Origin of the sequence: Streptomyces sp. NPDC048696 (assembly GCF_043198895.1) — a bacterium.
GTDB lineage: Bacteria > Actinomycetota > Actinomycetes > Streptomycetales > Streptomycetaceae > Streptomyces.
Window position 1 is genome coordinate 49,863 of sequence record NZ_JBICVJ010000025.1, and the last position, 19,591, is coordinate 69,453.

At 71.8% G+C, this 19,591-nt stretch carries 16 protein-coding genes; 12 read left to right on the forward strand and 4 right to left on the reverse strand.

What is annotated here, in order from left to right; all coding sequences use genetic code 11:
- Positions 1-12 precede the first annotated feature (12 nt).
- On the reverse strand, positions 13-513 hold the full coding sequence (locus ACGFRG_RS33935) for a cysteine dioxygenase family protein (protein ID WP_361433675.1): 501 nt from the start codon (positions 511-513) through the stop codon (positions 13-15).
- Positions 514-1,193: 680 nt separating this feature from the next.
- Between ACGFRG_RS33935 and ACGFRG_RS33940 the strand changes: the two genes are divergently transcribed.
- The 3 genes from ACGFRG_RS33940 (at position 1,194) to ACGFRG_RS33950 (ending at position 7,045) form a co-directional block, all read left to right on the forward strand.
- Positions 1,194-1,457 carry a WhiB family transcriptional regulator gene (locus tag ACGFRG_RS33940; RefSeq protein WP_067159810.1) on the forward strand — a complete coding sequence of 88 codons (264 nt, stop codon included), beginning with the start codon at positions 1,194-1,196 and terminating at the stop codon, positions 1,455-1,457.
- 252 nt (positions 1,458-1,709) lie between these two features.
- On the forward strand, positions 1,710-5,450 hold the full coding sequence (locus ACGFRG_RS33945; protein ID WP_393270245.1) for a glycosyltransferase family 2 protein: 3,741 nt from the start codon (positions 1,710-1,712) through the stop codon (positions 5,448-5,450).
- A complete protein-coding gene (locus tag ACGFRG_RS33950; protein ID WP_393270248.1) occupies positions 5,447-7,045 on the forward strand; it encodes a DUF5719 family protein in 1,599 nt (532 codons plus the stop codon). Before ACGFRG_RS33945 ends, ACGFRG_RS33950 begins: the two co-directional genes overlap by 4 nt.
- A gap of 120 nt (positions 7,046-7,165) precedes the next feature.
- Here ACGFRG_RS33950 and ACGFRG_RS33955 read toward each other — a convergent pair whose 3' ends face one another.
- Positions 7,166-7,636 carry a metallopeptidase family protein gene (locus tag ACGFRG_RS33955; RefSeq protein ID WP_361433684.1) on the reverse strand — a complete coding sequence of 157 codons (471 nt, stop codon included), beginning with the start codon at positions 7,634-7,636 and terminating at the stop codon, positions 7,166-7,168.
- Positions 7,637-7,909: 273 nt separating this feature from the next.
- On the opposite strand from ACGFRG_RS33955, the gene ACGFRG_RS33960 reads away from it, so the two are divergent.
- The 8 genes from ACGFRG_RS33960 to ACGFRG_RS33995 all read left to right on the forward strand — a co-directional run bounded on the left by ACGFRG_RS33960 (position 7,910) and on the right by ACGFRG_RS33995 (position 16,947).
- Positions 7,910-8,329: a DUF3499 domain-containing protein gene (locus ACGFRG_RS33960; RefSeq protein ID WP_361433686.1), complete on the forward strand. Its 420-nt coding sequence runs from the start codon at positions 7,910-7,912 to the stop codon at positions 8,327-8,329.
- 330 nt (positions 8,330-8,659) lie between these two features.
- The gene (locus tag ACGFRG_RS33965) at positions 8,660-10,021 is read left to right on the forward strand and encodes a phosphomannomutase/phosphoglucomutase (protein WP_393270250.1); all 1,362 of its coding nucleotides are present in this window, start codon (positions 8,660-8,662) and stop codon (positions 10,019-10,021) included.
- A 287-nt stretch (positions 10,022-10,308) separates the two neighbouring features.
- Positions 10,309-10,491: a Trm112 family protein gene (locus tag ACGFRG_RS33970; protein WP_067159781.1), complete on the forward strand. Its 183-nt coding sequence runs from the start codon at positions 10,309-10,311 to the stop codon at positions 10,489-10,491.
- Between the two features lie 107 nt (positions 10,492-10,598).
- Positions 10,599-11,741 carry an SIS domain-containing protein gene (locus ACGFRG_RS33975; protein WP_361433691.1) on the forward strand — a complete coding sequence of 381 codons (1,143 nt, stop codon included), beginning with the start codon at positions 10,599-10,601 and terminating at the stop codon, positions 11,739-11,741.
- Between the two features lie 163 nt (positions 11,742-11,904).
- Positions 11,905-13,071 (forward strand): mannose-6-phosphate isomerase, class I, encoded by a 1,167-nt coding sequence (gene manA / locus ACGFRG_RS33980; protein ID WP_393270254.1) that lies wholly within the window; start codon positions 11,905-11,907, stop codon positions 13,069-13,071.
- Positions 13,072-13,140: 69 nt separating this feature from the next.
- The gene (locus ACGFRG_RS33985) at positions 13,141-14,106 is read left to right on the forward strand and encodes a cation diffusion facilitator family transporter (RefSeq protein ID WP_393270257.1); all 966 of its coding nucleotides are present in this window, start codon (positions 13,141-13,143) and stop codon (positions 14,104-14,106) included.
- A gap of 348 nt (positions 14,107-14,454) precedes the next feature.
- Entirely contained in the window at positions 14,455-15,912 is a 1,458-nt protein-coding gene (gene ahcY, locus ACGFRG_RS33990; protein WP_361433695.1) for an adenosylhomocysteinase, read from the forward strand.
- A 417-nt stretch (positions 15,913-16,329) separates the two neighbouring features.
- Positions 16,330-16,947, forward strand: coding sequence for a hypothetical protein (locus tag ACGFRG_RS33995; protein WP_361433697.1), 618 nt, complete (start codon positions 16,330-16,332; stop codon positions 16,945-16,947).
- Here ACGFRG_RS33995 and ACGFRG_RS34000 read toward each other — a convergent pair.
- Entirely contained in the window at positions 16,944-18,071 is a 1,128-nt protein-coding gene (locus tag ACGFRG_RS34000) for an RDD family protein (RefSeq protein WP_393270260.1), read from the reverse strand. The genes ACGFRG_RS33995 and ACGFRG_RS34000 overlap by 4 nt on opposite strands.
- A 141-nt stretch (positions 18,072-18,212) precedes the next feature.
- On the opposite strand from ACGFRG_RS34000, the gene ACGFRG_RS34005 reads away from it, so the two are divergent.
- Positions 18,213-19,220, forward strand: coding sequence for a stage II sporulation protein M (locus tag ACGFRG_RS34005; protein ID WP_393270263.1), 1,008 nt, complete (start codon positions 18,213-18,215; stop codon positions 19,218-19,220).
- Positions 19,221-19,359: 139 nt separating this feature from the next.
- On the opposite strand, the gene ACGFRG_RS34010 is transcribed toward ACGFRG_RS34005, so the two are convergent.
- Positions 19,360-19,591: hypothetical protein (locus tag ACGFRG_RS34010; RefSeq protein ID WP_393270265.1), on the reverse strand; the 232-nt coding region annotated here is incomplete at its 5' end.

Sequence of the window (19,591 nt, forward strand, 5' to 3'; positions counted from 1 at the left end):
TAAAACAGTGTGTCAGGCGGGTACGACATCCTGGGCGGCGGCTGTGGACTGGCTCGCGTGCATCGGCATCTCGGTCAGGCCCGGGTAGTAGATGTGCAGGCTGACGGCCGGTTCGAGGGAGTCGTTGACCATGTCGTGGGCGTAGCCCGGCGCGAAGACGCGCTGCGCGCCCGGGGCGAGCCTGCGGGTGCCGCGCTCGGTGCGTTCGCTCAACTCGCCCGCCAGCACGGTCAGTACGCCCGAGGAGCGGCCGTGGTCGTGCAGCCCGCTGCTCTGCCCGGGCACCCAGGACAGCAGCCAGATCTCGTAGCCGGGCCCGGTGCGCAGCCGGTGGTACCAGCGACTGGTCGCGTCGTACTGGACGAGCGGGGCCCACTGCGCGCGGTCGGCCGCGATCGAGCGGGCCAGGCCGACGAAGTCGGCGACGGTCGTCGGGTGCTCGCGGGCGGGCTGGAGGAGGTGCAGTACCTCAAGGATGTCGCCGGCGATCTGAAGGTCGCTGTCGCTGTTCATGGGTGCGGTGGTTCCTCGGCAGAGACTTGAGAAGCAGTGCGGGGGGTCGCGGAGGCGTGTCGCGATGGCGCATCGCGGGGGCCCGGCGGGGCGAAGACACGGGAAACGCGCGGAGCGCGCGGCTGGAGCGCTACGGCATCAACAGCTGGAACAGCAACAGCGCGCCTGGACAGCGCTGCGGAACCCACGGACGTGGGTCGCGAAGGGCGCTGTGGTCGCTGGCATGGCATCAAAGGTGACCAAGAAGAGCCCGGCTGTCAACCCAATACCCGATTTGGCCGTAATGTTTCACCTCATCCGGTTACTGCGTACGGAGAAAGGTTTGTGCACAACCGCCGCCGGAGATGTGGCGCTGCGACAGTGCGCACAAACGCCGTTGTGTTCTTGTGATCGGACTGTGATCCGAGTCGCTTCCTCCGCTCGGACGCAACAAGATCGATATTTGGCTCGTCCCTCAGTGCGGATGGACGAGGTGCGATTGGGCCAATGGCATGTGTCATGGTTTTTGCCGATTTGAACACTTTCCGTATGGCCTTGGTTCCGCAGAGTGAATACCGGGCCCAATAGCAGATCTCGGCTTGACTGGCCCGGATCGGCGCACTTGTAATTTCACTCGTGTCGTTCGCCCGAAATCGGTAACGGCAGCATCACGGGGAAGCAAAGACAGACGAGGGGTGCACATGACCGAGGTGTTCCAAGAACTGCTGGTCGACGATGTGGACGAAGAACTCGGCTGGCAGGAGCGCGCGTTGTGCGCCCAGACCGACCCCGAGTCCTTTTTCCCCGAGAAGGGCGGCTCCACCAGGGAGGCCAAGAAGGTCTGCCTCGCCTGCGAAGTCCGCTCCGAGTGCCTCGAATACGCCCTCGCGAACGACGAACGCTTCGGTATCTGGGGCGGACTGTCCGAACGCGAGCGCCGCCGCCTGAAGAAGGCGGCGGTCTAGTTTTTTCGGGGGCCCCGCCCCCGCCGGAACCCGTCCGGAACCTGTTCGAACCGGCTATTGAGCCCGCTCCGGACCTGTTCCGAACCTGCTCCGGACCCCTTCTGGACCGATTCCGGACCCCCTCCGGTCCCACCGGCCCGAGCAGGCGGCGGACTGCCGTGTTCCCCAACCATTAGTGTGGGGCGCTGCCAGTCAGCACAGCAGCCTCCGGGGCTCAACCCCCGGACCCCGGCCGGAGGGGCCCGTACCTCGATGTCCGTGCACAGCCAGTCGACGGCCCCGTACACCGAGGCCGCGACGCCCGAGTTCCCCAGACACGTCGTCACCGCCGTGCTCGTCTCGCACGACGGCGCCCGCTGGCTGCCCGACGCCCTCGCCGGGCTGCTCGGCCAGGAACGCCCCGTACAGAACGTGTACGCGGCCGACACCGGCAGCGCCGACGACTCCGCCCGCCTGCTCACCGAGGCCCTGGGCGCCGAACGCGTCCTGCACCTCGCCCGCCGCACCGGCTTCGGCGCGGCGGTCGACGAGGCCGTCCGCTCGGCGGGCGTGCTCGGCCCGGAGGAACTGCCGTATCTGAAGCGCCCCAGCGGCTGGGACCCCGTCTCGCGCAGCTGGCGCGACGACACCTACGACCTGCCCGAGCTGCCGCACGGCGAGCCCGTGCAGTGGCTGTGGCTGCTGCACGACGACTGCGCCCCCGAGCCGGACGCGCTCGCCGAACTGCTGCGCGTCGCCGACTCCGACGCGTACGCCGCGGTCGTCGGCCCCAAACTGCGCGGCTGGTACGACCGCAAGCAGCTGCTCGAAGTCGGCGTCTCCATCGCCCGCAGCGGCCGCCGCTGGACGGGCCTGGACCGGCGCGAGCAGGACCAGGGCCAGCACGACCAGGTCCGCCCGGTGCTGTCCGTCTCCTCCGCCGGCATGCTGATCCGCCGCGATGTGTGGGAGCAGCTGGGCGGCTTCGACCGGCGGCTGCCGCTGATGCGCGACGACGTCGACCTGTGCTGGCGCGCGCACGCCGCCGGGCACTCCGTCCTCGTCGCCCCCGAAGCCGTCGTACGGCACGCCGAGGCGTCCGCCCGCGAGCGCCGCACCGTCGACTGCGCGGGCCGCTCCGCCGTCGACCCGCACCGGGTCGACAAGGCGGGCGCCGTCTACACGATGCTCGTCAACTCCCGCCCCGCCGCGCTCCCGTACGTCCTCCTGCGGATCGTCGTCGGCACCCTGCTGCGCACCCTCGCCTATCTGGTGGGCAAGGCGCCCGGCCAGGCCGTCGACGAGATCATGGGCCTGTCCGCGACCCTGCTGCGGCCCGAGCGGATCCTCGCCGGGCGGCGCAGGCGCGGCAAGAGCGCGGTGGAGGCGAGCGAGCTGCGGCCGCTCTTCCCGCCGCCGGGCGCCACCGTGCGCGCCACCGTCGAACAGGTCGCCTCCAGCCTCGGCGCGGGCACCGAGGACACCGGCGGCTCCCGGCACGGCGCCGTCGAGTCCGGTCCCGGCGGCGACGACGCGGACTTCCTGGAGATCGAGCAGTTCGCGCGGCTGAAGAAGATCGCCCGCAGGCCCGCGCCCGTCCTGTTCGCGCTGCTCCTGCTGATCTCGCTGGTCGCCTGCCGCCAACTGCTCGGCGGCAACGCGCTGACCGGCGGCGCGCTGCTGCCCGCGCCCTCCGGCGTCGGCGACCTCTGGGGCCGTTACGCGAACGCCTGGCACCCCGTCGGCACCGGCGGCACCCAGACCGCGCCGCCCTATCTCGCGGTGCTCGCCGCGTTCGCCGCCCTCTGCTTCGGCTCGACCGGCCTGGCGCTGACCTTGCTGCTGGTCTGCTCGGTCCCGCTGGCCGGGCTCACCGCGTACTTCGCCTCCCGCCCGCTCGTCGAGTCCCGGCTGCTGCGCGCCTGGGCCGCGGTCGCCTACGCCTTCCTGCCCGCCGCCACCGGAGCGCTCGCCACCGGACGCCTGGGCACCGCCGTCCTCGCCGTCCTGCTGCCGCTGATCGCCCGCGCGGGCGTCACGGCCGCGGGCCTGCGCGGCGAGGGCCGCGGCTCCTGGCGCGCGACCTGGACGTACGCGCTGCTGCTCACCGCCGCCATGGCGTTCACCCCGGTCGTCTGGCCGGTCGCCGTGCTCCTGGGCCTGGTGGTCCTCGCGCCGCGCCGCGACGACATCACCGCGTACGGACTGCGCTTCCTGGCCGCCGTCGGCACCCCGCTCCTCGTCCTCGCCCCCTGGTCGCTGACGCTGCTCACCGGCCCGTCCGGCTTCTTCCGCGAGGCCGGTCTGGAGTACGGCAAGGGCGCGGCCTCCGGGCTCGACCTGCTCGGCGCCAGCCCCGGCGGCCCCAAGACGGTCGGCGGGCTGCTGCTCATCGGCTTCGTGCTGGCCGCGCTCGCGGCGCTGCTGCGCGGGGAGCGCGAGTTCGCGGTCCGCACCGCCTGGGCGGTCGCCCTGACCGGCTTCCTGTTCGCCGCCCTGTCCAACAACAACGGCTGGGCCGGCCCCGCCACCCTCGTCTACGGCCTCGCGCTGATCGCCGCCGCCGTACTCGGCGCGGAGGGCGCCAAGGAGCGCGTCGCCGCCCACGGCTTCGGCTGGCGCCAGCCGGTCGCCGCACTGATCGCCCTGGCCGCCCTGGCCGCACCGCTGATCGCCGCCGTCGGCTGGATGGTGAGCGGCGCCGACGGCCCGCTGGAGCGCCGCGACCCGGTGCAGGTGCCCGCGTTCGTCGCGGAGGAGAGCGGCACCCGCGACCAGGCCCGCACCCTCGTCCTCGGCGGGACCTCGCCCGCCAAGGTCTCCTACACCCTGGTGCGCGGCTCCGGCGGCCGCCTCGGCGACGCCGAACTCGCCGCCTCCGGCGGCAGCGACCCGCGCCTGGACAAGGTCGTCGCCAACCTGGTGGCGGGCTCCGGCGCCGACCAGTCGTCCCAGCTCAGCGGCTTCGCCGTGCGCTACGTCCTGGTACGCGACGGCGCTCCCCGTGAGTTCGGCCGCGTCCTCGACATCACCCCCGGCCTCAGCCGCCTCAGCCAGCTCGACGGCAGCGCGCTGTGGCGCGTCGACCGGCAGGTCGCCCGTGCGGTGATCATGCCGCCCGCCGCCCCCACCGGCTCCGCCGGATCGGCCCAGGCGGGCGCCGCCGAGCCGGTGGCCGTCGCCGCCGACCCGGTCGACGTCCACACCAAGATCCCATCCGGCGCGGACGGCCGCGTCCTGCGGATCGCCGACCGGGCCGCCCCCGGCTGGACGGCGAGCCTCGACGGCAAGGTCCTGAAGAAGACCACCGTCGACGGCTGGGCCCAGGGCTTCCAACTCCCCGCCGAAGGCGGCCGGTTGGACATCACCTACTCCGCTCCTTTCACCCACACCGCGTGGATCTGGGCGCAGTCGCTGCTCGCCCTGGTGCTCGTCGTGCTCGCCCTGCCGGGCCGCCGCCGCCAGATCGACGACGACCTGCCCGAGGAGGAGCAGCCCGTACTGCCCCCGGCCATGGAGGGCGAGGGCCGCCGCGCCCGCCGCCTGCGCGCCCAGGCCGAGGCCGACGCGGCCGACGCCGACCAGTACGACGCCCCCGCCGACACGGGCGGGTCCGCCGGCATGGGCGGCCCCATCGGTACGGGCGACGGCGACTTCCCGCCCCCGCCCGCCGAGGCACCGCAGACGGCCCCCGGGCCCGACCCGTACGCCGCGCCCCAGTACGCCCCCGAGGTCCCCCAGCAGCAGCCGTACGGCGAGTGGGACTCGTCGGCCTACCCGGGCGCCGAGTACCCACAGCAGCAGTACGACCCGTACCAGCAGCACCAGTACCAGCAGTACGACCCGTACCAACAGCAGCAGTACCCGCAGCAGGACGCGGCGTACGACCCCTACGGCTATGGCTACGGCGGCGAGCACCCCGACCCGGCGCAGGGCGAGGCCGGGCGTATCCCCGGCCAGGACCGGGGTCACGACACCGAGCAGCCGCACCGCCCCGACGGGAGCACCCAGTGAACCGCAGCACTCTCTCCCTGGTCGCGGCCGCGGTGGCCCTCGCCGCTGTCACCGGCTTCGCGGCCGTCACGGCGCCCGGCGGCGACTCGGGGAAGGCCGACGCCAAGGGCCCGGCCCGGCTGCCCGTGGAGCGCTCCAGCCTGCTGTGCCCGGCGCCCAGCCTCTCCGAGCTCGCCGAGACGACGTACACCGCGTACACCCCCAAGGGCAGCGGTGAAGGCAGCGGCGGCAAGGCGGCCCCGCCCGGCACGGCCGTCCTGAAGCCCGCCGTCACGCCGCTCACCGACGACACGACGGCCAAGCCCACCGACAAGGGCGACAAGGGCGACGGCAAGAGCGGGAAGGGCGACAAGAAGGGCAAGAAGGACAAGCCTTCGGAGAAGCCCGACCCCAACAAGGCGGTCGTCACCCTCAAGGAGCCCGGGAAGCCCGCGTCCGCCACGGCCAGCGGCTCCGACGCACCCGCGCTCACCGGCTCCGCCGACGGCCTGCTCGCGCCCGGCTGGGCCGCGCAGCAGACCACGGTGGTGTCGGGGGGCGACACGCGCGCGGTGCTCGGCACCCGCTGCACCGAACCGGACACCGACTTCTGGTTCCCCGGCGCGTCCACCGCCAAGACCCGCCTGGACTACGTCCACCTCACCAACCCCGATGACAGCGCGGCCGTCGTCGACATCGAGCTGTTCGGCAAGGACGGCCCGGTCAAGTCGGAGGCGGGGGAGGGGATCACGGTCCCCGCCAAATCCAGCGTCCCTGTTCTGTTGTCAACGTTGACCACGGCCGCGGCCGATGACCTGACCGTGCATGTCACGACCCGCTCGGGCCGGGTCGGCGCGGTGATCCAGGCCTCCGACGCGAAGGCCGGCGCGGACTGGCTGCCCGCGTCGGCGGACCCGGCCGCGAGCCAGGTCCTGCCGGGCATCCCGGCCGACGCCACCGACGTGCGCCTGGTGGTGCACGCCAAGGGCACGGACGACGCCGATCTCAAGGTGCGGCTGGCGGGCGGGTCCGGCAGCTTCACCCCGGCGGGTCTGGACACCGTCCATGTGAAATCGGGGATGACGGCGTCCTTTGATCTGAAGAACGTCACACGGGGCGAGGCGGGTTCCCTGTTTCTCACCCCGACTTCGGATGGCGGAAAAACGCCCATCGTGGCGGCGCTGCGCGTAGTGCGCGGAACGGGTGACAAGCAGGAGACCGCATACATTCCGGCCACCGCGCCGGTCGGCGACCGGTCCACGGCGGCCGACAACCGGGCCAAGGGCTCGACGCTCGCGCTCACCGCGCCGACCGCCGCCGCCACGGTCAAGGTCACCGCCTCGCCCGGTACCGAGGGCGGCGAGCCGCAGACCAAGACGTACACCGTCAAGGCCGGCACGACGCTCGCGGTGGAGCCGCCGGTCCCGGCCGGGCTCAAGGGCTCGTACGCGCTGACCGTCGAGACCCAGCCGGGCAGCGGCCCGGTCTACGCGTCCCGCACGCTGGCGCTGCCGCAGGACGGCATCCCGATGTTCACCGTGCAGACGCTCCCGGACGACAAGGGAACGGTCGCGGTCCCGGCGGCGAAGCAGGACTTGTCGGTACTGGGCGACTGAACGGACCGGGCGACCGGGCGCGGCGGCCTGCCCCGCCCGGGCCGCCCGTCCGCGAACAGGCCCGTCCCGTCCGTGAACGGGTCGGTCGTACGGTGAACGGGTTAGTCGTCCGCGAGCGGGTCAGTCCTGTCCGTAGCGCGGATCGACCGATTCCGGTGCCAGGCCGAGGAGTTCGGCGACCTGCTCGACCACGACCTCGTGGACGAGCAGGGCCCGCTCGTCACGGCTCTTGGTGCGGATCTCGACCGGCCGCCGGTAGACGATGATCCGCGCGGGCGACCCCTTCGCGGCGGGCAGCGCCCGCCCCAGCGGCACGGCCTCGTCGCTCCAACTGTCGTCGTCGCTCTCGGGGAGCGGCACGTCGGAGACGAGGAAGTCGACGTCGGCGAGTTGCGGCCAGCGCCGCTCCAGCCGCTCCACCGAGTCCCGCACGAGGTCGCGGAAGGTCTCCGCCCGGCTCGCCGAGAGCGGTACCTGGGGCGGCGCCACGGGTCCGCGCATCCCGCGGCCGTGGCGGTCTCGGCGGCGCGGTCGCGGGTCCGCCGGTACGGAGTCGGGGCCGGAGCCGATGTCGGAACGGGAACTGTCCATCACTGACGCAGCGTAGCCCTCCGGGGCGCCCCGGGATCGCGGCGGCGGGCCGTGGAAGGCCATGTCGTGAGATGACCATTTCGCTCCGGCTTGAGAGCGATTACCGGCCCATACAAGACAGCGGATTTCACGCCGTTTGACCGGAAGATTCTCAAGTGCGGAACGTAATCGGGCCCGTCACACACCGTGTCGCTCTCTTCCCGTGCAGGTCAGCCCAGTTGCTCCAGGAGCCGTTGTGCCCGAGCTCACACCGCGACACGGTGGAGTGACCCGGTGGAGAGTCGTCGCGGCCCGCTCAAGAGTGCGGTACCGTCCAACGTCGTGAGCCCTGTACGTCGCTGTTCGCGCACCGCGTGCGGCCGCCCTGCCGTCGCGACACTGACGTACGTCTACGCGGACTCGACCGCAGTCCTCGGCCCGCTCGCCACCTACGCCGAGCCCCACTGCTACGACCTGTGCGCCGAGCACAGCGAACGCCTCACCGCGCCCCGCGGCTGGGAGGTCGTCCGCCTGACCGACTCCTCCGCCCCGGGCCGCCCCAGCGGCGACGACCTGGAAGCGCTTGCCAACGCGGTACGCGAGGCGGCCCGCCCGCACGAACGCGCCGCCGAGGCGGGCGGCGCCCGGTCCGCCGACCCGATGGAAGTCACCCGCCGGGCCCACCTCCGGGTCCTGCGCTCGCCGGAACCCTGAGCCTCGCGCGGGGCGTGAGCCTTGCGTAGGGGTGCTCGCGGGGTGGTTGCGAGGCACTGACGGCGGTCCACGGCCCGCCCGTCGACACCCGCCCTGATCCCGTGCGGCCTGGACCTACGGATGACCTGACCCCGTGCGGCCTGGACCTGCGGATGGCCCTGATCCCGTGCCCGACCGGCGCTCCGGATGACCCGCCCCCATGCGCACCCCCACGTTTTCCACAGGTTCCCGAGCCGTCCTCCACAGGGGTCGCAACCCCGACAGTCCCAGCCGGTAGCCTCGGTCCAGGGGGCCGCATGTCTCCCCGGATGACTTCAGAAGGGTTGGACCGTGGCTGCTGATCTGTCGCAGATCGTGAAGGCGTACGACGTCCGCGGAGTGGTGCCGGATCAGTGGGACGAGTCCCTCGCGGAGCTGTTCGGTGCGGCCTTCGTGCAGGTGGTCGGCGCGGACGCGATCGTGATCGGCCACGACATGCGGCCGTCGTCGCCCGGCCTGTCCGCCGCCTTCGCGCGCGGTGCGGCCCGCCGGGGCGCCGACGTCACCCTGATCGGCCTGTGCTCCACGGACCAGCTGTACTACGCGTCCGGGAAGCTGAACCTGCCGGGCGCGATGTTCACCGCGTCCCACAACCCCGCCCAGTACAACGGCATCAAGCTCTGCCGGGCGGGCGCGGCCCCGGTCGGCCAGGACACGGGCCTGGCCGATATCCGTACCCTCGTCGAGACCTGGTCGGACTCGGGCGCGCCGGAAGCGGCCGAGCGGACCGGCACGCTGAGCGAGCGCGACACGCTCGCCGACTACGCGGCCCACCTCAAGTCCCTGGTCGACCTGACCGCCATCCGCCCGCTGAAGGTCGTGGTGGACGCGGGCAACGGCATGGGCGGCCACACGGTCCCGACGGTCTTCGACGGCCTGCCGCTGACCGTGGTCCCGATGTACTTCGAGCTGGACGGCACCTTCCCGAACCACGAGGCCAACCCCCTCGATCCGGCCAACATCGTTGACCTCCAGGAGCGCGTGCGCGCCGAGGGCGCCGACCTGGGCATCGCCTTCGACGGCGACGCGGACCGCTGCTTCTTCGTGGACGAGCGCGGCGAAGGGGTCTCCCCGTCCGCCGTCACCGCCCTGGTGGCGGCCCGCGAACTGGCCAAGCACCCCGGCGGCACGGTCATCCACAACCTGATCACCTCGTGGTCGGTCCCGGAGGTGGTCCGCGAGAACGGCGGCACCCCCGTCCGCACCCGGGTCGGCCACTCCTTCATCAAGCAGGAGATGGCGGACACGGGCGCGATCTTCGGCGGCGAGCACTCCGCCCACTACTACTTCAAGGACTTCTGGAACGCCGATACGGGCATGCTGGCGGCCCTCCACGTCCTGGCGGCCCTGGGCACCCAGAAGGCCCCGCTCTCCCGCCTGGTGGCCGCGTACGACCGCTACACGGGCTCGGGCGAGATCAACTCGACCGTCAGCGACCAGCGCGCCCGCACCCAGGTGGTGCGCGAGGCCTTCGCCGCCAGGCAGGGCGTCACCATGGACGACATGGACGGCCTGACGGTCACGACCGCCGACTGGTGGTTCAACCTGCGCCCCTCCAACACGGAACCCCTCCTTCGCCTGAACGTGGAAGCCCGTGACGAGCCCACCATGGCGAAACTGCGCGACGAGGTTCTCGCGCTGGTACGGGGCTAGAACCGCACCTCGCCGCGTCGGGGCCCGGCCCCGACGCCCGGGCGGCTACGCGCGCGTGCCCGGCCCCGACGCCGTCAAGGCGACGGGTCGACACCGAAGGGCGCCCACGCGCGCGTGCCCGGTCCCGGGCGCCGTCGCGGGGACGTCCGCGCGAAGCCGCCCCGCCCCGGCCGATGACGCCACCCGGGGGGCCCGGGCGTCCCCCCGGCGGTAGGCTGACGAGGCCTGATCCACGGACGCGTCCGCGCACGCGTCCACGTGTACGAAGCCGTCCCGGAAGGACCCCCATGCCGCTCGAAGCCGGCCTCCTCGACATCCTCGCCTGCCCCGCCTGCCACGCGCCGCTGAAGGACGCGACGGCCGAGGAGACGCCCGAGCTGGTCTGCACCGGCGCGGACTGCGGCCTGGCGTACCCGGTCCGCGACGGCATCCCCGTGCTCCTCGTGGACGAGGCCCGCCGCCCGGCCTGACCCCGGCCCGGGCCGCTCGCACGGCCCGCACGGACTCTGCCCGGCGCAGCGCCCAGCCCAGAACCGAGTGACCCGGAACCCCGATCCCACCCCGGAGGCCGCCGAACATGCTCGATGAGTCGCTCCTCGACGCGCCGGAAGCCCTGGCCCGCGCCGACCACCGCGGCCTGCTGCGCGGCGCCGCCGAGGCCGGCGCCCGCGTCCGCACCGCCGCCCGGTACGCCGTGGAGGCGGGCATCACGGAGCTCCAGCCGGAGGGCCGCCCCCGAGCCGTACTCGTCGCGGGCCCCGGCACCGCCGCCGCGGGCGTGGCGGACCTGGTGACGGCGCTCGCGGGCGCCTCCGCCCCCGTCACCCACCTCGCCTCGGCCGGCGTGGCCGCCGCCGCGGGCGCGTTGCGCTGGAACCTGCCGGGCTGGGCAGGCTCGGTCGACCTCCTTCTCATCACCACGACGGACGGCAGCGAGCCGGGCCTGGCGGTCCTGGCCGAGCAGGCCTACCGCCGGGGCTGCACGGTCGTGGCCGTCGCCCCGAAGGGCTCCCCGCTCGCCGAGGCCGTCGACGGTGTGCACGGCCTCGTCGTATCGCTGGCCACCGCCCCGCACGAGCTGTACGAGGACGGCACCACCCCGGCCGCCGCCCCCAGCGCGCTGTGGGCCCTGTTCACCCCGATCCTGGCGCTGCTGGACCGGCTCGGACTGATCTCCGCACCGCCGGAGACGCTGGAGAAGATCGCCGAGCGCCTGGACCGCACGGCGGAGCGCTGCGGCCCGGCCATCGCCACGTACAGCAACCCGGCGAAGACCCTCGCGACGGAGCTCGCCGACTCGCTCCCCCTCATCTGGACGGAGGGCGACGCCGCCGTCCCGGCGGGCCGCCGCTTCGCGACCGTACTGGCCGAGCTCGCGGGCCGTCCCGCGCTGGCCGGTGAGCTGCCCGAGACGCTGGCCTCGCACGGCATCCTGCTCGCGGGGTCACTCGCCGCAGGCGCCGACCCGGACGACTTCTTCCGCGACCGCGTGGAGGAACCCGCGGCGCTGCACGCCCGTGTCGTACTCCTGCGGGACCGCCCGGCAGGCGGTCTCTCCGCCGCCCCGGCCGCGCGCGAGCTCGCCCTGAGCCACGAGGCGCAGATCAGCGAACTGGAACCCGAGGAGGGCACCGAGCTGGAGTGCCTGGCGGAGCTCCTGGCCGTCACGGACTTCGCGACCGCCTACCTGGCGCTGGCGTCGACACCGCCCCCGACGTAGCCCGGCCCCGAAGCAGTGCACGCCGACGTCCGAAGTCGTCCCGAGCCGACGCCGGAAGCCGTGCAGGGGGTCCGCGGCGGACGGCGTCAGACGGCTTCAGCCGACCGCACACCGGAATCCGTAAGCGATCACAAGCGATCACGTGAAAGAGACCACGCGAACCATGGACCGCCTCGCCAACACCGTGCGCCCCTACGCCTGGGGCTCCACCACCCTCATCCCGGAACTCCTCGGCGCCGCTCCCACCGGCGAGCCCCAGGCAGAGATGTGGATGGGCGCGCACCCGGGCGCACCGTCCCGCGTCGACCGGGGCGCGGGCGAGGTCCCGCTCTCCGACGTGATCGCGACCGATCCGGCGGCGGAGCTCGGCGACGCGGCCGTTGCCAAGTTCGGCCCCCGTCTTCCCTTCCTTCTCAAAGTGCTGGCGGCAGGCGCCCCCCTTTCCCTTCAGGTCCACCCCAACCTCGGCCAGGCACAGCGGGGTTATGCCGCCGAGGAGAGCGCGGGCGTTCCGCTCGACGCCCCGCACCGCAACTACAAGGACGCCAACCACAAGCCCGAGCTGATCTGTGCTCTGACAACGTTCGAGGGGTTGTGCGGGTTCCGCGCTCCGCAGGAATCCGCGGACCTTCTCGCCGCGCTCGATGTGGACTCGCTCAAGCCGTTTGTGGACCTCCTGCGCGCCCATCCCGAGGACGCGGCGCTGCGCGAGGTCCTGACAGCGGTACTGACCGCGGACCCGCAGGAAATGGCCGCGACGGTGACCGAGGCGGCGGCCGCCTGCGCGCGCCTGGGCGGTGACACGTACGGCGCCTACGTCTCGCTCGCCCACCATTTCCCGGGCGACCCGGGCGTCATCGCGGCGATGCTCCTGAACTACGTACGGCTCCAGCCCGGCGAGGCACTGTTCCTCGGCGCCGGCGTCCCGCACGCGTATCTGAGCGGCATGGGCGTGGAGATCATGGCCAATTCGGACAACGTGCTGCGCTGCGGCCTGACCCCGAAGCACGTGGACGTCCCCGAACTGCTGCGCGTCGTCCGCTTCGAGGCGGCCGACCCGGGCGTGCTGCGCCCCGAGGCGTCGGTCATTGGCGAGGAGGTGTACGAAACCCCGATCGACGAGTTCCGGTTGTCCCGTCTCGTACGCGCGCAGGGAGCGGCCCCGACGGACCTGACGGCGTCCACTGCGCAGATCGTGCTCTGCACCGCGGGCGCGGTGCGGATCGGCGACGTACGCCTGACTCCCGGCGGTTCGGCCTTCGTTCCGGCGGGCGAAAAGGCCGAACTGTCCGGTGCGGGCACGGTATTTCGCGCCACTGTCGTGGCCTGATGCAACAATGTGCCGCCGTATGGCGGCACCCGGGCAGCCGCGAAACCGACGAAGGGAACACGTGCACCCATGAGTGCGTCAGGCGGAACCAAGGCGATCGTGGCGGCGCTCGGCGCCAACCTCGCGATCGCGGTAGCCAAGTTCGTGGCGTTCCTCTTCAGTGGCTCCTCGTCGATGCTCGCGGAGAGCGTGCACTCGCTGGCCGACTCGGGAAACCAGGGTCTGCTGCTGCTCGGCGGCAAGAAGGCGCAGCGTGAGGCAACGCCTCAACACCCCTTCGGTTACGGCCGGGAGCGCTACATCTACGCCTTCCTGGTCTCGATCGTCCTGTTCTCGGTGGGCGGCATGTTCGCCATCTACGAGGGGTACGAGAAGGTCAGGCACCCCCACCAGATCGACGCCTGGTACTGGCCGGTCGGCGTCCTGGTCTTCGCGATCGTCGCCGAGGGCTTCTCGTTCCGTACGGCGATCAAGGAGTCCAACCAGACGCGCGGTCAGCTCTCCTGGTCGCAGTTCATCCGCCGGGCGAAGGCGCCCGAGCTCCCGGTGGTCCTGCTGGAGGACATGGGCGCGCTGATCGGTCTGGTGCTCGCCCTCGCGGGCGTGGGCCTTGCGCTGGCCACGGACGACGGCGTCTGGGACGGCGTCGGCACGCTCTGCATCGGCACGCTGCTGATCCTGATCGCCCTCATCCTGGCGGTCGAGACGAAGTCCCTCCTGCTCGGCGAGGCGGCCGGCACGGAAGAGGTCGAGAAGATCCGCACGGCGATCGTCGACGGCGACACGGTCACCTCCGTCATCCACATGCGGACGCTCCACCTGGGCCCGGAGGAACTGCTGATCGCCGCCAAGATCGCGGTCCAGCACGACGACACCGCGGCGGAAGTCGCCCACGCCATCAACGCGGCGGAGGCCCGGATCCGCGAGGCCGTCCCGATCGCCCGGGTCATCTACCTGGAGCCGGACATCTACAGCGCGGCGGAAGCGGCCGCGGGCCCGGACCCGGCGGCGACGCCCGGCGGCACGGGCCACTGAGCCGCTCGACCGCAAAATTCCGCAATCCGTCGCCCGGGACGGGCTGGGGGCGGCTGGGCCGATCGGTGTAGATTCGTGACCAGAGCCAGACGTCGCTGCTGATGGCGGTCGGTCGGTATGCCATGTGCGCCGGCCGAGGGAGAGAGGGCCTCCGACGGACTGCGCTGCGAGCACAACGGGCACCCCAGGGTGCCCGCGGACACTCGGGTGAACGCCGGAGTGTCCACCGGGGCATTCCGGTGTCCGCGTCAGGTACCCGCTGGTGCCGACGTGGCACTCCGTATGTCCAGGTACGCCCGCAGACCTTCCGTACCCACCTCTCGACCCACCCACGAGGAGCAGCTCGCTATGACGACTGTCGCCGCCGGCCAGGACTTCAAGGTCGCCGACCTCTCCCTCGCCGCCTTCGGGCGCAAGGAGATCACCCTCGCCGAGCACGAGATGCCCGGCCTGATGTCGATCCGCAAGGAGTACGCCGCCACCCAGCCGCTCGCCGGCGCCCGGGTCACCGGCTCCCTGCACATGACGGTGCAGACCGCCGTCCTGATCGAGACCCTCGTCGCCCTCGGCGCCGAGGTCCGCTGGGCCTCCTGCAACATCTTCTCCACCCAGGACCACGCCGCCGCCGCCATCGCGGTCGGCCCGAACGGCACCCCCGAGAACCCCCAGGGCGTCCCGGTCTTCGCCTGGAAGGGCGAGACGCTCGAAGAGTACTGGTGGTGCACGGAGCAGGCCCTCACCTGGCCGAACTCCCCGACCGGCGGCCCGAACATGATCCTGGACGACGGCGGTGACGCCACGCTCCTGGTCCACAAGGGTGTCGAGTTCGAGAAGGCCGGCGCGGCCCCGGACCCGTCCACCGCGGACAGCGAGGAGTACGCCTACATCCTCACCCTGCTGAACCGCACCCTCTCCGAGAACCCGCAGAAGTGGACCCAGCTGGCGTCCGAGATCCGCGGCGTCACCGAAGAGACCACCACCGGTGTCCACCGTCTGTACGAGATGCACCGCGACGGCACCCTCCTGTTCCCGGCGATCAACGTCAACGACGCGGTCACCAAGTCGAAGTTCGACAACAAGTACGGCTGCCGCCACTCCCTGATCGACGGCATCAACCGCGCCACCGACGTCCTCATCGGTGGCAAGACCGCCGTCGTCTGCGGCTACGGCGACGTCGGCAAGGGCTGCGCGGAGTCCCTGCGCGGCCAGGGTGCCCGGGTCATCGTCACCGAGATCGACCCGATCTGCGCCCTGCAGGCGGCGATGGACGGCTACCAGGTCACCACACTCGACGAGGTGATCGACAAGGCCGACATCTTCGTCACCACGACGGGCAACAAGGACATCATCATGGCCGCGGACATGGCCAAGATGAAGCACCAGGCGATCGTCGGCAACATCGGTCACTTCGACAACGAGATCGACATGGCCGGCCTCGCGCAGATCCCCGGCATCGTCAAGGACGAGGTCAAGCCGCAGGTCCACACCTGGACGTTCCCCGACGGCAAGGTCCTCATCGTCCTCTCCGAGGGCCGCCTGCTGAACCTGGGCAACGCGACCGGCCACCCGTCGTTCGTGATGTCCAACTCGTTCGCGGACCAGACCCTGGCCCAGATCGAGCTGTTCACCAAGCCCGAGGAGTACCCGACCGACGTCTACGTGCTGCCCAAGCACCTCGACGAGAAGGTCGCCCGCCTCCACCTGGACGCGCTCGGCGTGAAGCTCACGACGCTCCGCCCCGAGCAGGCCGCGTACATCGGCGTCGACGTCGACGGCCCGTTCAAGTCGGACCACTACCGCTACTGAGCCACGCCCCCGGCGGAGCCTCTCGAACCCTCGGTGAGGGCCCGATGGGCCCGCCGGGCCCGGCCGCTTCGGCTGCTCGGCTTGGGCTGCCGACCCGGGTCGGTCAGGCCACCTCGGTGGCTGTACCGGTACGGGCACTTGGGCCCGGCCAGTTCGGTACAGGTCGGGTCCACGCGCTCGGACGCGGCCACTTCGGTACGGCCGCCCTGGGCGCGCCGACCGTGACCTGGTGACAAGCCGTCACCGTCGGCCGAGCCGTCCACGTCGACCAGCCCCGGCCGCACTGCCCCAGGGCACCAGAGCAGTGGTACAAGTCAGGCCCCCGGACCCCCGTGCCGGGGGCCTGACTTGTGGCCCACTCCGTTCCCCGCTACGGACAACGGTCCACCCCTACACCCCCGAGGACCACGAGACCCCATGCCCCGCGGCCGGTATTCGCTCCACGATCCGCACGACCACACCCCCCTCGGCGAAGAACACTTCCACTGCGCACCCGGCCCCTCCGGCTGGCGCTACGTCTCCCAGATCACCACTCCTTCCGGCGAGCCCGCGGGCTCCGTCGACCTCGCCCTCGACGACCTCGGCCGCCCGATCCGTCTCGAACTCCACGCCGGCGGCTGGCAGGTACGGGGTGCCGCCCTCGACGGCGTCACCTGGGTCCGCACCGACCCCACCGGCGCTCACGCCACCGAAGGCAATGTCCCCGCCCACGCCTTCACCGGCATGTCCCCGGCATTCCTCATCGCCACGTCACGTCTGCTCCGCCTCACCCCCGGTTCCCCCGCGACTCGCGTCCGCCTCGTCGCCTTCACCGACCCGGTCCTGGCCCCCCGCACCCTCGACCAGTCCTGGGCCTTGCTGAACAGTGAAGCGCACCCCACTGACAACGGCCCCCTGACCGTGGACGAATACCAGGTCAGCGCCCTGGACACAGGGGAGCAGCACACCATCCACATCTCCGGCGACGTCGTCCTGGCGGCGCCGGGAATCGAGCTCGAATCCCTCGAAACCCCGCCGTCGTCCTGGCCGTCCTAGGCAGGCGGTACGAATCCGGTGACGGGCGCTTCGCCAGACCCCGGCTCCGGCGCGGGCTTCGGCCCAGGCGCAGAGGCCGGCTCCGGACCTGACCCCGACCCGGGAACCGGCCCCGGACGAGCCCCCCGCGCCTGCCCCACCTCCGGCATCGCGGGCGTGGCCACGGCGGGTGGCACGGCAGGTGGCACGCCCTGACTCCCGGGAGCCGCAGCCGCATTCGGCGCGGCCCACCCAGGGGCTCCGACTCCGGCAGGTGCGCCACGGTCGACGAAAGCCTCGTGGGTGGCCCCTTGAGCCACCCCGTGCGCGCCCCAACCAGACCCAGGGCTGCCCCAACCACCATCCGCGTCGGTCCCGCCGACACCGTTCGCCGGCACCGCCCCGAACGCGCGCCGCGCGTCCCGCGTCTGCCGCTCGCTCATCACAGCCGCCAGATAGGCGGCCGGAGGCACCCCTTCCGGCGCCGGCACTCCTGTACGCGCCACCAAGTCGTCGGCCAGCCGGACCGCTATCGTCCAGCTCACCTGGGTGTCCAGCTGCCCCATGCGCGTCAGGTACTGCCGCACGGCCAACCACAGCGAGTCCGGCACCCCGGACAGATCGAGCCCGGCGAAACGTCCCATCAGCCAGGGCGGGGGAGGCGGCAGGGCCGAGGCCCGTCCGGCGGGCACCCTCTCCCGTACGACCAGCGTCCCCGCGAACACGTCCCCGAGCCGGCGCCCCCGCTCCGACACGAGCGACGCGATACAGGCGACGACTCCGAGCGTCAGCAGGATCTCCACGACCCCCATCGCACCGCGCACCAGTGCGTGTCGGAACCGGATCGGCCCGCCGTCGTCCCGCACCACGCGCAGCCCGCACGCCACCTTCCCCAGCGACCGCCCGCGCGACAGGGTCTCGACCGCTATAGGGGCTCCCACCAGTACGAGGACGAACAGGCCGACGGATATCGCCGCGCGCGCGGCATCGTCCAGCGACGCGGTCGCCAGCAGCAGGGCGAACGAGACCACCAGGTAGGCCGTCCACGCCACGGCCATGTCGATCACCAGCGCGAGCGCGCGACTGGGCAACCGCGCGGGGCGCAGCCCCAACACGACCGCATCCCCCGTGACCAGCGCACTCACCGGCATCCACCCTTCACCGCACGTGTCCCGAGCGACGACCTTCCCGGTCCCTCGGAAGCATCAGTCTGCCAAGCTGACCCGCAGCGCGCCGCAGTAGTAGTACGGACCGTACGCACCCAGTGCCTGGAGCAGCAGCCGACCATGGACCTCGATGTCTTCGTCACCGCCCACCACCGCGAGTGGGACCGACTGGAACACCTCCTGCGCCGCGGCCGCCGTCTGACCGGCGCAGAGGCCGACGAACTCGTCGCCCTCTATCAGCGCACCTCGAAGCACTTGTCGCAGATACAGTCCTCGGCCCCGGACCCGCAGCTCACAGCCCGACTCACCCAGCTCGTCGCGCGCGCCCGCGCCACCGTCACGGGCACACGCCGCGCCACCTGGCGCGATGCCGCCGTCTTCTTGGCGGCCGGTTTCCCTGCCGCCGTCTATCGCGCGCGTAGATGGTGGATCCCGGCGGCTCTCGTCTCGACAGCTCTCGCCGCGATCATCGGCTGGTGGATCGGCACCCACCCCGAGGTGCAGTCCTCCATCGCCGCCCCGGGAACGCTCCGGGACATGACACGCCCTGGCGGTGAGTACGAGACGTACTACTCAAGCCACCCCGCGGCCTCCTTCGCCGCCCAGGTCTGGACGAACAACGCGCAGGCCACAGCGATGTGCCTGGTCCTGGGCGCCTTCCTGGGTCTTCCCGTCCTCTGGGTCCTCTTCTCGAACATGCTGAATCTCGGCGTGGGCATCGGCCTCATGTCGTCGGCCGGCCGCCTGGACACGTTTCTGGGCCTGGTCCTCCCGCACGGCCTCCTGGAACTGACCGCCGTCTTCGTAGCGGCCGGTACAGGGCTACGCCTTGGGTGGACCGTCATCGATCCGGGCCCCCGGAGCCGCCGAGCAGCCCTCGCCGAGGAGGGCCGTGCCGCCCTGGGCATGGCCATCGGCCTCGCCCTGGTTCTGTTCGTCTCCGGCGTCATCGAAGCCTTCGTCACCCCGTCGAGCCTCCCGACCTGGGCCCGCATCACGACCGGCATCGCCGCCGAGGCGGCATTCCTTGCGTACGTCTACGTACTCGGCGGCCGGGCCGCACGCGCGGGCGAGACGGGCGACGTCGAGACGCCGGGCCGAAGCGCCGCGCTGCCCACCGCCGCGTGATGTGCGTACGACCCCTCTGACCTGGTACTGTCCTCTTCGCCCACAAAAACCGTTGACACGGTCGGAGTGGGGAGGTAGATTCAAACGGTTGCGCGGAGCTGGACAAGCTCAAGCGCACTGGCTAACATCTCTCTCGCTCTCACCGGAAATTGAATTTCCGAAGGGCCACTCCCGATTTGATTCGAATCAAGAAGCCGATTCGCTCGGCCGAAATGATTCTGATAGAGTCGGAACCGCCGGAAAGGGAAAACGCGAGAGCGAAGAACCTGGAAAGCGCCGAGGAAATCGGAACGGAAACGGTCTGATAGAGTCGGAAACGAAGGAAGCGCCCGGAGGGCCCGGAAACGGGAACAAAGGAAGCGTCCGTACCT

Coding starts and splice junctions, on each gene's coding strand:
- ACGFRG_RS33935 (WP_361433675.1), bottom strand. CDS start 513: ATGAACAGCGACAGCGACCTTCAGATCGCCGGCGACATCCTTGAGGTA.
- ACGFRG_RS33940 (WP_067159810.1), top strand. CDS start 1,194: ATGACCGAGGTGTTCCAAGAACTGCTGGTCGACGATGTGGACGAAGAA.
- ACGFRG_RS33945 (WP_393270245.1), top strand. CDS start 1,710: ATGTCCGTGCACAGCCAGTCGACGGCCCCGTACACCGAGGCCGCGACG.
- ACGFRG_RS33955 (WP_361433684.1), bottom strand. CDS start 7,636: ATGGACAGTTCCCGTTCCGACATCGGCTCCGGCCCCGACTCCGTACCG.
- ACGFRG_RS33970 (WP_067159781.1), top strand. CDS start 10,309: ATGCCGCTCGAAGCCGGCCTCCTCGACATCCTCGCCTGCCCCGCCTGC.
- ACGFRG_RS33975 (WP_361433691.1), top strand. CDS start 10,599: ATGCTCGATGAGTCGCTCCTCGACGCGCCGGAAGCCCTGGCCCGCGCC.
- manA (WP_393270254.1), top strand. CDS start 11,905: ATGGACCGCCTCGCCAACACCGTGCGCCCCTACGCCTGGGGCTCCACC.
- ACGFRG_RS33985 (WP_393270257.1), top strand. CDS start 13,141: ATGAGTGCGTCAGGCGGAACCAAGGCGATCGTGGCGGCGCTCGGCGCC.
- ahcY (WP_361433695.1), top strand. CDS start 14,455: ATGACGACTGTCGCCGCCGGCCAGGACTTCAAGGTCGCCGACCTCTCC.
- ACGFRG_RS33995 (WP_361433697.1), top strand. CDS start 16,330: ATGCCCCGCGGCCGGTATTCGCTCCACGATCCGCACGACCACACCCCC.
- ACGFRG_RS34005 (WP_393270263.1), top strand. CDS start 18,213: ATGGACCTCGATGTCTTCGTCACCGCCCACCACCGCGAGTGGGACCGA.